Raw genomic sequence first — 11,999 nt, forward strand, 5'->3', positions numbered from 1 at the left:
GGACGTCGGCGTGCCGTCCGCGCCCTGTCTTGACCGGCAGGTTCAACCGGTGCTCGTGCCCAGGGCTGACCGGACCGGCAGGTACGGAAAGGGCCTTGTCGCCCAGTGGCGAGGCCGGGTGAGGGGTGGTAACTGTGGGAAGGAGGAGGTCCCTTACCGCAACAGCCCGCAGCGGATGTATCGGCGTCGGGGTCCGAGTGGACGGCAATGCCGATGGGTTTCTCTCGGCCGATGGGTTTCTCTCGCCCGTCCCAGAGTCGGCGCCCCTCCCGGTGTCAGCGTACGGAGGTGGCGGCCTTGGCGCACGAACCCCACTCACCCAAGGGCACAATCCGACCGGCTAGCGTCAGGATCGTGACGGGTCCGCCGGAGGGCGGTGTCCTCAGGGAGGGGTGGGCGCACCTTCGGCTCTGGTTCGTTGCTCCGCTTTGGCGCTTGCGCACCCGGCGGCTGCTCCACCGGGGCGTGATCCGTGCCCATCGGTGGTGGAACCCCTGGCGAACCACCTTGGGGGCTTCCATCCTCTCCCTCCTTACTCTGGTGCTCGTGGCGTGGGTGCTCAACGGCATCGTGGGCACCATCGTCCATGGCCATGTTGCGGTGTTGGTGAACATTCCCGTTCCCAGCTCGGTGCACGACGTGGCGATGCCGGTGCTGCTGCTGGCCACCTCAACCGCACTGTTCCTTTTCTGGCGTTTGAGGCGGATCCGACGGTTCTGTGAGCGCCGAGCGAGGAAGGATCCCAGCCGTTTCGTGCAGACGGCGGGCAGCCTCCTGCGTGAGGTGGTCGGGCGCGACCAGCTCTGCAACGCGATCATGAACAATCTGCGGGACAGGAAGGTCCGGCGTCCGCATGTCGTCTCCGGCAAGGTCGGGACGGGCAAGACGGCGGTGCTGGTCCGTCTTGCCGAGAGACTCGCCGCCGAGGCCGCGGTTCCTATTGCGGTGCGGCTGCGCGACGCGCAGGAGGAGCTGGACTTCGCCGAACTGGCCCGGAAACGTTTCGAGGACATCGTGCGGCCGGTGGCCCGGTCCGACGGCGAAGTGGACAGGGCCTGGCGGTGGCTCCGGCAGCACACGGACCGGATCGTGGTACTCGCGGACGGCCTGGAAGAGGCGCTCAGCCACGACGGCCATGTGAACGGTCAGCGCGACATCCTGATCCGGGACGCCATCGCCCGGGCCGACGAGCAAGGGCTGCCGCTGGTCATCGCCTCACGGCCGCACGACCCGCTGCGCGCGATGCAGGCCGCGATCACCGAGCTGGAGCCGCTGAGCGATGAGGCGGCGTTGCAGTACATCGCCAGAAGCGGCGGCTGGCGCTCGGACCCCATGCTGCTCGACCGGGTCGTGGAAGCCGCCAAGATGTCGGAATCCCCGCTCTACCTGCAGATCGCGCGGGACCTCCACAGCAAGGCCTTGCTGGAGCCGCTGTGGACGCAGGACGAGGGTGGGGCCGACCTCATGCTCCACGACAGCTGGGCGTTGCGGGCGGACCTTCTGGAGAGGTGGGTCGACGCACTGGTCGACGGGGAGATCCACCCCGAGCTGCCGATCGGCCGCGACACAAGGCAGGTGGTGGTGGAGTACGTCTCCGCGCTGGCGTGCATCGGGCTGGCGTCGGACCGTGCCGATGTCGGGCTGCGCGAACTCGATCCGTCCGTGAGTACAGGGCGGGACGGCGAGCTCGGGAGCGACGGAACGACGGCACGGCCGGCCGCCGCCGCGTGGAACCAACACGTCGCCGAAAAACTGGACCGGGCGCTGTTGACGCTGCGCTGGTCGCATGATCCGGACACGTTCGATGCCCGTATGGAGGCCGCCGGGGGTCAACCGTGCTGGGGCCCCGAGTATGGGAGCGAGGACCGGAATCGGCCGGTGCCGGGCCCGCGGGTCGATGTCCGGTTGGCTGCTACATGGGGCCGGCGTATGGGGCTGGTCCATGAGGAAGGGGAGAAGGTCCGCTTCCAGCACAGCATCATGCAGGCATATCTCGGGTCCCGTCTCCTGCCGACGGTCGGGGATGCGCCGTCAGGTCGGAAAACGGTGGAAGATCTCCTCGCCCGGGCGCTGGAAGAGGGCGGACGGGAACTTCTCATTGCCCTCACGCTCCGCTCACGCTCGTTGGAAGGACATTGCGCCGGTCCTCTTCGCAGCTGTGCTTGTGGCACGACGAGTACCGAAGCGTGTGCGGACTCCCTCATGTGCAAGCTGCTGGAGAACCGGGCCCTGGATCTGCTGCAGCAGGCAGAAAGGGCGGAGAAAATGCTGGGGCGTTGGCAGGAGACGGGTGGCCCTGACGACCGTGGCAGCCCGCGGCTGAGGGCCCTGGAGCTCTTCGGCACCGCCGTGGAGATCGACAGCGTCGCGGCCGTCCCGCAACAGGAGTGCCTCATCAAGAGGATCAAAGAGAATTGGGAAAGCTTGGAACGGGGCGAGGACCCTGTGCGTCTCCGCGAGGCAAAGCTCACTCTGGTGAATCAGTGCGGAGCGGCGGCACGCCGGGTGGCCGCCGGCCGCAGTTGTAATCGGGCGTACCGGCAACTGTTCGAGATGGGCTGGAAAGAGATGGACTACCGGGTGCGCGCCGGGATCGCGGAGGAGATAGGAGCCGGTGGCGAGCAGGCGTACCTTGCCGTGTCCGAGTATATGTGCGAGCCCAAGCTCGACGCGATCGTGACCAACGGAAATGGGGGGCGTTCGTGCGTATGGTCGCCGCTTTCGGACAGCGGTCAGGGGGAGAGGGTGCGCCGCGCATGCCGGCGGCGGTCGGTGAGGTATCAGGTACGGGAAGAGTGGCAGTGGGCCGTGAACGAGGCCGTTGAGGAGAAGCAGAGTTGGTACGCCAAGACCATGCGGGCCTCGGTCCTGCCCATGCTCGTCGGCTCGGCCATGATGAGCCGTCATATTGGTACCCCACGCAATGACCTGGAGAATTGGGTACGCATCGCGTCCGGAGAACCCCACTCTCCGGCTGCTGAGGAACCGCCAGGCATGCGCATCGGCCTCGGCGTTGCACTGGCCCAGGGGTTCAAGTACGCCGCCAACCGGCGGCCGGTCCCCCAGTCCGACAGGCAAGCCCGGGAGTTCCTGGTCAAACAAGCCCAGGAGATGTTGAAGCGCAGCTCGTTCTGGTACACCCGCCTGACACTCCTGCATGCCTTGACGCTGTGGGCCCTGCCCGATGACGTCACCGAGGACATGCCCCTCCGCGGGCACGGTTCCGACCCCCAGGGGCAGGTCCAGGAGTGGCTGACCATGGGTGACGGCAAGAAGAAGGAGCACCCACTGGTGAAGGCGGCGGGCGAGCTGGCGGTCCGCGCGCTGCAGACCCGGCGGCCCGAGCGGTACCTGTGGATCGATGACGCCACCATGGCCGACGGCGTGGGCACGGAGGTCGGCCTCCCCGGGGATCAGCGCGCCCACAACCTATGGATCCCGCCGTCCACCGGGTGGAGCACCCTGGACCCGCTCGCTCAGCAGCTGCTGTCGGACGTGCTCCTGCTGGTGGTGCTCGGCGAGCGGGCATACCGGCCGAAGGATCTGTTCCGCGTCGTGGACTTCCATTCCCGGGAGCGGACGCAGACCCCATCCTGCGTGGTCAGGGACCGCAACCGTCTGGACCCCGTACGGGGTGTGGAGCGCACCTTGCAGCCGGGCTCCAACTGCACGGACGAGTGCAGGCTGAGGATGTGCCCCTACCCGGCGAAGGTGGAGGACCTGCGGCTGGAGTTCAGCGAGGTCTTCTGCTTGCAACAGCACGATCTGCTGCGGTGGTGGCGGCCCCGGTCGTGGCTTGGCCTGCAGTTCCGGCGGAAGGCTCCATGGCAGCGGAAGGTACCGGTCGCCGGCATGCGCCGGTTCTGGGACGAGATGGGCCAGCGGGCGCGGGACCTCGACCCGGACGATGTGGACACGGCCCGGCAGAGGGCCCGCAGCTGAGGAGCCGGAAGGGGTTCGCAGACCCGGACGGCCCTCGCCTGGAGCCGACCGGGGTCCCGGCGGACCATCCGCTGCGCTACCGGCCCTGACGGCGCCGCCCGGCGGTCCGGCGCACCGTCTGCGCTCCCCCTGTGCGTCCGTGCGCTCCGGTATGCCGGGCGCCGGCCGGGCATCAAGCAGCCGATGCGTACGGGTACCGGGGACCCCAGGGGAGGCGCTTCGTGCACGGACCGCCGTTGGTCGGCTGGCTGTTGGTGGTGCTGTGTGCGGGCGCCGGCGCGTACTGCCTGCTGCGGGCGCGCGGTGCGCCGGCCGCGCGGCGGTGGGAGACGCGCGGCGAGGGGCTGATGGCCCTGGGCATGGCGGCGATGGCGCTGCCGGCCTCGGTGGTGGCGCCGCCCGCCTGGACGTCGTGGCTGTTCACCGCGGGCTTCGGGGCGGCGGGGCTGTGGTCCCTGGTGCACCGGCATCTGCACCACGCGGTGGGCGCGCTGGCGATGGTGTACATGGCGCTGGCGATGGTGCTGCCCGGGGACGCGATGAGCCATGCCGGCCACTCCGGGGCGGTGGATGCCATGGCGCGCCCCGGGGCGGTGGCGTCCCTGGCGCACTCCGCGCCGGGCGGGGTGCCGCTGCTGACCGGGCTGTTGCTCGCCTACTACACCGTCTACGTCCTCGCCGCGGGGGTCCGGCTGGTACCGGCGTCGGGCGCGGTCGTCGAAGGGACGGTGCCGGGCGCGGCGGTGTCCGCCGCGGGTGCCGGGCCGGCCGTGGTGCTGCGGGCGTGCCGGGTGGCGATGGGCATCGGGATGCTGGCGATGCTGCTGACGCTGTGAGGGGTGGGGAGGAAAGGGGAGGGGAGGCGCCGGACGGCCCGCCGGGGGCGGAGCCAGCCCTCGGTCGTTCCTGGCTGTGACAGGGGTGGCGTGCGTCACTTCCGATGCGTGACCGTACCAACGAGTAGTGGTGCGCTCATAAAGTGACGGCATGATGGTCCCTCTCGCGCTGATCATGCTCGGCGTGCTGGCCGCGGCAATGGCGCCCCGGCTGATGGCCCGTTCCGACTGGCCCGACCGTGAACCGGTGCTCGCCCTGTGGGTGTGGCAGTGCGTGGTGGCCGCTGTGCTGCTGTGCTGCGGGCTCGCGATGTCGCTGAGCGCGGCCGCCGCCTGGGAGACCGTCCGCAGCCCGGTGTTCGGCTTCGCGCCCCGGGTGGTCGTCGAAGCGTATGCGCTCCAGGCGTACGGGCCGTGGGCCGGGGCGCTGGCCCTGCTGCTGGCGGGCGGCGGCGCCTGGACGGCCGTCGCACTGACCCGCGAGGTACGGGCCGCGCGGGCCCGCCGCCGCCAGCGCCGGGCCGATCTGCTCAGGCGTGCCCCCCTGTTGCCGGGTGAGGAGCGCTCCGGGGAGCGGCTGGTGGTGCTGGAGGGCGACCGTCCGGAGGCCTGGTGGCTCGCCCACTCCTCGCCCCAACTGGTCATCACCACCTCGGCGTTGCGGCGCCTGAAGGGCCGTCAGCTCGATGCGCTGATCGCGCATGAGCAGGGGCATGCGCGGGCCCGGCACGATCTCCTGCTGTACTGCGCCTCGGCGCTGGCCGCCGGCCATCCGCAGATCCCGGTCTTCGCCGCGTTCCGTGACCAGGTGCACCGGCTGGTCGAGCTGGCCGCCGACGATGCGGCCTCGCGGCGCTTCGGGCGGCTGACCATCGCCCTGGCGCTGGTCGAACTCAACGAGGACCGCGGGGTGTTCGGCCCCTGCCCGGACCAACTCGCCCAGGTGCCCGCCCGGGTGGACCGGCTGCTGGCACCCGCTCCGCGCTTCTCGCCCGGCCGCCGGCTGCGGATGACCGCGATCGCCGCGCTGGTGCCCGTGGTACCGCTGCTGGTGACGTTCGTCCCGGGGCTGACCGCGCTGACGTAGGCTCGCACCATGCTCCGTGGTGCCCGCCGTGCGCTCCCGTGCGCCGCTCTGCTCCTCGCGCTGCTGGCCCTGCTGGCGCTAGTCGTGCTGCGCTGGGGCCCGCTGATGTCCCTGGACGCCTCGGTCGCCGGTGCGCTGCACCGTACGGCGGTCACCGCCCCCGGCTTCACCCGCCTGAACCGGCTGCTGAGCGACTGGGTATGGGACCCGTGGGCGATGCGAGCGCTGCTCGCCGCGGCGGTCTGGCTGCTGCTCCGGCGCGGTGCCCGGCCGCTCGCGGCCTGGGTGGCGGCCACCGCGCTCGCCGGTGCGGCGGTGCAGCAGACGCTGAAGGCGCTGGTCGGCCGGGAGCGCCCGGTCTGGCCGGACCCGGTGGACTCCGCGCACTACGCGGCCTTCCCCTCGGGGCATGCGATGTCGGCGCTGGTCGCGGGGGCACTGCTGCTGTGGCTGCTGCACCTGTACGGGGTGCGGGCGCGGTGGCGGTGGGCGGCCGGCGTGCTGGCCGTGGTCTCGGTGCTCGGTACCGGGTTCACCCGGGTGTATTTGGGGGTGCACTGGCTGTCGGACGTGGTCGGCGGCTGGCTGCTGGGCGGTGCGCTGGTGGCCGGGGCGGTGGCGGCCTACCGCGGGTGTGCGCACCGGCGGCCCCATTGGCCAGGGCCCGCGCACCCGCGAGGATGACCTCATGACCACGATCAAGGGTGTGCTCTTCGACTTCTCCGGAACCCTGTTGCGGATCGAGTCCCCCGAGTCCTGGCTGCGCGGGGCGCTGACCACGACCGGCACGGCCATGGACGACGCCGAGATCGCCCGGCGGGCGGCGGAACTGGAGCGGGCGGGCGCGCTGCCCGGTGGGCGCGAACCGGCCGGGCTGCCCGCCGGGCTGGCCGGCCAGTGGGAGGTCCGCGACCGCGACGCCCGCCTGCACCGCGCGGTGTACACCGGGCTGGCCCGCCAAGTACCGCTCCCCCGGCCGGAGTTGTACGACGCGCTGTACGACCGCCACAAGACGGCGGAGGCCTGGCTGCCCTATCCAGATGCCGCCGAGGTGCTGACGGAGCTGCACCGGCGCGGCATCCGGACCGGCGTCCTGAGCAACATCGGCTGGGACCTGCGGCCGGTGCTGCGCGCCCATGGCCTCGACCGCCATCTGGACTGCTGTGTGCTCTCCTACGAGCAGGGCCTGCAGAAGCCGGACCCCCGGCTGTTCGCGGTCGCCTGCCGGGAGTTGGGGCTCGCCCCGTCGTCCGTCCTGATGGTGGGCGACGACCGCCGGAAGGACGGCGGCGCCACCGCGCTGGGCTGTGCGTTCCTGCCGGTGGACCCGCTGCCGACGGACCGCCGGCCGGACGGGCTGCGGCCCGTGCTGGACCTCGTGGGCTGACCGGCACGCCGCGGGCCGCGGGCGCGGGGTTCCCCGTCCGTCGGGCGCAGTGCCGGCCGTTTCGGGCGCAGTGCACGAAGGAGCGGCCACGCCCCGCCGAGCGGGCCGTACGCCCCGGTCCCCGCGGCAAAAGGCCCGGCCGCTCGGTGGGGATACGCGACCGCCCCGGCCGGGCGTGCTGCCGGCCGGGGCGGGAGGTGCCGCGAGGGGTACGGGCGTCAGGCGAGGCTGTCGATGGCCTGGTTGAAGGTCTTCGACGGGCGCATGACGGCCGCGGCCTTCGCCGGGTCGGGCTGGTAGTAGCCGCCGATGTCGGCCGGCGAGCCCTGCACCGCGATCAGCTCGTCGACGATGGCCTTCTCCTGCTGGGTCAGCGTCTCCGCGAGACCCGCGAAGGACTCGGCCAGCTGGGCGTCGTCGGTCTGCGCGGCCAGCTCCTGGGCCCAGTAGAGCGCCAGGTAGAAGTGGCTGCCGCGGTTGTCGATGCCACCGAGGCGGCGGCTGGGCGACTTGTTCTCGTTGAGGAACGTGCCGGTGGCGCGGTCCAGGGTGTCGGCGAGCACCTGGGCACGGGCGTTGCCGGTCTTCTGCGCGAGGTGCTCGAAGCTGACCGCGAGCGCGAGGAACTCGCCCAGGCTGTCCCAGCGCAGGTAGTTCTCCTTGACCAGCTGCTGGACGTGCTTGGGCGCGGAGCCACCGGCGCCGGTCTCGAACAGGCCACCGCCGTTCATCAGCGGGACGACCGAGAGCATCTTGGCGCTGGTGCCCAGCTCCAGGATCGGGAACAGGTCGGTCAGGTAGTCACGCAGGACGTTGCCGGTGACCGAGATGGTGTCCTCGCCGCGGCGGATGCGGTCGAGGGAGAACTTGGTCGCGTGGACCGGGGCCATGATCTCGATCTGCAGGCCGTCGGTGTCGTGGTCGGCGAGGTACGCCTTGACCTTCTTGATCAGCTGCGCGTCGTGGGCGCGCTCCTCGTCCAGCCAGAACACGGCCGGGTTGCCGGTGGCGCGGGCGCGGGTGACGGCGAGCTTGACCCAGTCGCGGATCGGCGCGTCCTTGGTCTGGCACATCCGGAAGATGTCGCCGGCGCTGACGGCCTGCTCCAGGACGACGTTGCCGGCCTCGTCCAGGACCCGCACGGTGCCCGTGGTGGGGATCTCGAAGGTCTTGTCGTGGCTGCCGTACTCCTCGGCCTTCTGCGCCATCAGGCCGACGTTGGGCACCGAGCCCATGGTCGAGGGGTCGAAGGCGCCGTGCGCGCGGCAGTCGTCGACGGCGACCTGGTAGATGCCGGCGTAGCTGCTGTCCGGGAGGACCGCGAGGGTGTCGTGCTCCTGGCCGTCCGGGCCCCACATGTGGCCGGAGGTACGGATCATCGCGGGCATCGAGGCGTCGATGATGACGTCGCTGGGGACGTGCAGGTTGGTGATGCCGCGGTCGGAGTCGACCATCGCCAGCTCGGGGCCCTCGGCCAGCTCCGCGTCGAAGGACGCCTTGATCGCGGCGCCCTCGGGCAGCGACTCCAGGCCCTTGAAAATGCCGCCCAGACCGTCGTTCGGGGTCAGGCCGGCGGCGGCCAGCTGCTCGCCGTAGGCGGCGAAGGTCTTCGGGAAGAACGCCCGGACCACGTGGCCGAAGATGATCGGGTCGGAGACCTTCATCATGGTGGCCTTGAGGTGGACGGAGAACAGCACCCCGTCGGCCTTGGCGCGGGCGACCTGTGCGGTGAGGAACTCGCGCAGCGCCGCGACGCGCATGACGGCGGCGTCGACGACCTCACCGGCGATGACCGGTACCGACTCGCGCAGGACGGTGGTGGAGCCGTCGTCGCCGGAGAGCTCGATCCGCAGCGAACCGGCCTCGCCGATGACCGAGGACTTCTCGGTGGAGCGGAAGTCGTCGTTGTCCATGTGGGCGACGTTGGTCTTGGAGCCGGTGGTCCACTCGCCCATGCGGTGCGGGTTCGACTTGGCGTAGTTCTTCACCGACGCGGGGGCCCGGCGGTCGGAGTTGCCCTCGCGCAGGACCGGGTTGACGGCGCTGCCCTTGACCTTGTCGTAGCGGGCGCGGATGTCGCGCTCCTCGTCGGTCTGCGGGTCGTCCGGGTAGTTCGGCAGCGCGTAGCCCTGCTCCTGCAGCTCGGCGATCGCGGCCTTGAGCTGCGGGATCGAGGCCGAGATGTTGGGCAGCTTGATGATGTTGGCCGCGGGGGTCTTGGCCAGCTCACCGAGCTCGGCGAGGGCGTCGTCGATCCGCTGGCCCTCCTGGAGGCGCTCGGGGAAGCTCGCGATGATGCGCCCGGCCAGAGAGATGTCACGGGTCTCCACACCGACGCCAGCCGTCGACGCGTACGCCTGGATCACAGGCAGCAGCGAATAGGTCGCCAGGGCCGGGGCCTCGTCAGTGTGGGTGTAGATGATGGTCGAGTCAGTCACCGGGTGCTCCGCTCCACGTCTGCAACATTGCTCGACATCAAGATATCTCGTGACGGCCCCCCTCTCGACAGGACCCCACAAGACCCCACCCCGGAGATATCCGGAGGAATCGGTTCCGACCGGGGGTGAGCGGCGCATCCGCCCGCCCGCCGCGCGGGCCGGCCACCCTGCGGGAGGTGCGCGACGGTCACCCCCGGCACCGGGCCGGCCACGCTGCGGAGCGGTCGCCGACGGGGAGCCACGGCCGTACGGGCCGCGCCCCCCGCGTCCGGGCCCCGTACGTGGCCCTGCCCCGTTCCCCCGTCACCCGTTCCCCCGTCCCCAGGCGTACGTCCGAGGCGGCTAGAGGTACGACTGCAGCGTGCCCCGGCGCCGCACATCCGCGGTGGCGCAGTGGAACGAGCCGCCGAAGCTGTTGAAGTTGCGGAAGTTGCAGGGGATCGGGGTGAAGCCGAACTTCTTCATGGCCGCGATCATCGGCTCGTCCTGAGCCTCGACGATCACCCGCTGCTCGTCCAGCATCAGGATGTTCATGTTGATCCACTTGCTGGTCATGTAGAGCGGGTGCGAGTCCGGGATGACCGGCTCGGGGGCGGCCATCACGTCCCAGCCCTTGAACAGGGACGGCACCTCGGACACCCGCTCGGGGTGGATCAGCAGCTTGCCCGGGGCCATCGGCACCAGCGTCGCATCGATGTGCATCGGGTGCGGGTCGTTGAACTCGAAGACGTGGATGCGGTAGTCGTCGCCCAGGTGGCGGCGCAGCCACTCGATCCCGAAGTCATTGGTGACGTTGCTCTTCTGCGCGATGATGTCGCGCCCGCAGCGCGTGAAATCGGCCGCGTCGAAGGTCGGCTCGAATTCGGTGACCACCAGCCGCTGCGGGCCGTCCTCGCCCGGGTCGGTCCACTCCTGGTCGAACTGGGCGTCCGTCAGCTCCGGCTTGGGCGCCGCGGTCCACTTCGCGCCGCCGTGGAAGTACTCCTTCAGCAGCGGCCGGTAGGCGAGGTTCTCGTAGTAGCGGGAGCGCCAGGCCATCGGGCATTCGATGATGTCCTCGCCGACCACCAGGATCGCGTCCCGGGGCATCGCCGCGTACATCCCGGTGCTGGTCCAGTCCAGCGTGGTGTACGGCGTGCGCTGCGGAATCACCTCCGGGCGGCGCACCCGCACTCCCTCGCCCTCCAGGATGTGCACCAGCTCCTCCAGCTCCGCGCGGGCGGCGGCGACCCGTTCGGGCGGGAAGGGCTGCCCGGCGTGCTTGCGGAAGGTCTCGTGCTGGTCGGCGGGGAGCACCGGCGGCAGCGCCAGGTGCCACGTCGGGAAGCTCGCTTCGTCGACGATGCCGACGATCACCTCCTCCAGCGGGTCCCACTCCGTGTACGAACACACCGGGCTCTGTGCCGGTCCGGCCGACACATATGCGTCACCCTCGCCTATGTGCGGGTTCTCGGGTCTCACGCCAACGCTCCTTGTGGTGGGGGTGCGCGGCCGCCTCGTTCCGGGCCGCCGCGATCAAGATCGATTGAACGCGGCGACCCGCTCAACCAGCAAGGTCGGCCGGGATGTTGGCCGGAAGCCGGACCTTGAAGTGACGACTCTGGTTTGGTATAGCCCGGGCACGGAGCCGGGGACGCCCCTGGTACGGCCCCGGGAGGAGGCGGGACGTCCGCCCGACGCACCGCCCGTGCCACCGCCCGCGGCCGGAAACCGGTGGCCGCGGCCCGTGCGGGACCGGAGAATCGGCACCATGGTGTTCTCCTCGCGCGTACGTCTGTGGCTGCTGCCTAACGCCGTCCTGCTCGCCGCACTGATCGTCTGGGGCATCGCCCGCTATCCGCACCTGCCGGGCCGGTTACCCGCGCACATCGGGAGCGGCGGGGTGGATGCCTGGACGGACCGGTCGGTCGGCAGCGCCTTTGGGCTGGTGTTCCTGTACCTCGGGGGGACGGTGCTGCTGACCGCCTGCGCGGAGCTGACGCTGCGGGTGACCCCGCGCGCCGAACTCCCCGACACCGGGGCGGCCTCCTTCGCCACCGGGCTGGCGGGCGCGACGCTCAACCGGCCCCGCACCCGCGCCTCGGCGCTCCGGTTCGCCCGGTCCACGCTGCTGCTCAACTCCTGTTTGGGGGTCTCGATGCTGGTCGGCTGTGGGGTGCTGTGGCGCTCCGCACCGGATCCCCAGGTGCCCGGCTGGTCGTTCGCGGCGCTGGTCACACCGATGGTCATCGGCACCGCGCTGATGGTGGCCGCCGCGGTGAGCGACCGGAGGACCGCCGCGTAGGCCGTGCCCGGTGGCGGACGGGAGA

The 11,999-nt window shown here is 71.0% G+C and carries 8 protein-coding genes; 6 read left to right on the forward strand and 2 right to left on the reverse strand.

Annotation, left to right across the window (positions count from 1 at the left end):
* The first annotated feature begins 546 nt into the window (after window positions 1-546).
* The 5 genes from AB0G84_RS08605 to AB0G84_RS08625 all read left to right on the forward strand — a co-directional run bounded on the left by AB0G84_RS08605 (window position 547) and on the right by AB0G84_RS08625 (window position 7,252).
* A complete protein-coding gene (locus AB0G84_RS08605; RefSeq protein WP_361317425.1) occupies window positions 547-3,942 on the forward strand; it encodes an NACHT domain-containing protein in 3,396 nt (1,131 codons plus the stop codon).
* Between the two features lie 221 nt (window positions 3,943-4,163).
* Complete coding sequence (locus tag AB0G84_RS08610) at window positions 4,164-4,778, forward strand: DUF5134 domain-containing protein (RefSeq protein WP_361317427.1); 615 nt, start codon at window positions 4,164-4,166, stop codon at window positions 4,776-4,778.
* A gap of 151 nt (window positions 4,779-4,929) precedes the next feature.
* Window positions 4,930-5,865: a M56 family metallopeptidase gene (locus AB0G84_RS08615; RefSeq protein ID WP_361317429.1), complete on the forward strand. Its 936-nt coding sequence runs from the start codon at window positions 4,930-4,932 to the stop codon at window positions 5,863-5,865.
* A gap of 9 nt (window positions 5,866-5,874) precedes the next feature.
* A complete protein-coding gene (locus AB0G84_RS08620) occupies window positions 5,875-6,549 on the forward strand; it encodes a phosphatase PAP2 family protein (protein WP_361317431.1) in 675 nt (224 codons plus the stop codon).
* Window positions 6,550-6,553: 4 nt separating this feature from the next.
* Window positions 6,554-7,252, forward strand: coding sequence for an HAD family hydrolase (locus AB0G84_RS08625; RefSeq protein WP_361317434.1), 699 nt, complete (start codon window positions 6,554-6,556; stop codon window positions 7,250-7,252).
* 218 nt (window positions 7,253-7,470) lie between these two features.
* Here the strand turns inward: AB0G84_RS08625 and AB0G84_RS08630 are convergent, their stop codons facing one another.
* Together AB0G84_RS08630 and AB0G84_RS08635 are read right to left on the reverse strand one after the other, a co-directional pair.
* Window positions 7,471-9,690: an NADP-dependent isocitrate dehydrogenase gene (locus AB0G84_RS08630; protein ID WP_361317436.1), complete on the reverse strand. Its 2,220-nt coding sequence runs from the start codon at window positions 9,688-9,690 to the stop codon at window positions 7,471-7,473.
* A gap of 342 nt (window positions 9,691-10,032) precedes the next feature.
* Window positions 10,033-11,151, reverse strand: a complete 1,119-nt coding sequence (locus tag AB0G84_RS08635; RefSeq protein WP_361317439.1) for an amidinotransferase — start codon at window positions 11,149-11,151, stop codon at window positions 10,033-10,035.
* 289 nt (window positions 11,152-11,440) lie between these two features.
* Between AB0G84_RS08635 and AB0G84_RS08640 the strand changes: the two genes are divergently transcribed.
* Complete coding sequence (locus AB0G84_RS08640) at window positions 11,441-11,974, forward strand: DUF1648 domain-containing protein (RefSeq protein ID WP_361317442.1); 534 nt, start codon at window positions 11,441-11,443, stop codon at window positions 11,972-11,974.
* Window positions 11,975-11,999: the final 25 nt, after the last annotated feature.

Origin of the sequence: Streptomyces sp. NPDC020742 (genome assembly GCF_040641675.1) — a bacterium.
In the GTDB taxonomy this organism is placed as follows: domain Bacteria; phylum Actinomycetota; class Actinomycetes; order Streptomycetales; family Streptomycetaceae; genus Streptomyces.

Coding starts and splice junctions, on each gene's coding strand:
- AB0G84_RS08615 (WP_361317429.1), top strand. CDS start 4,930: ATGATGGTCCCTCTCGCGCTGATCATGCTCGGCGTGCTGGCCGCGGCA.
- AB0G84_RS08620 (WP_361317431.1), top strand. CDS start 5,875: ATGCTCCGTGGTGCCCGCCGTGCGCTCCCGTGCGCCGCTCTGCTCCTC.
- AB0G84_RS08625 (WP_361317434.1), top strand. CDS start 6,554: ATGACCACGATCAAGGGTGTGCTCTTCGACTTCTCCGGAACCCTGTTG.
- AB0G84_RS08640 (WP_361317442.1), top strand. CDS start 11,441: ATGGTGTTCTCCTCGCGCGTACGTCTGTGGCTGCTGCCTAACGCCGTC.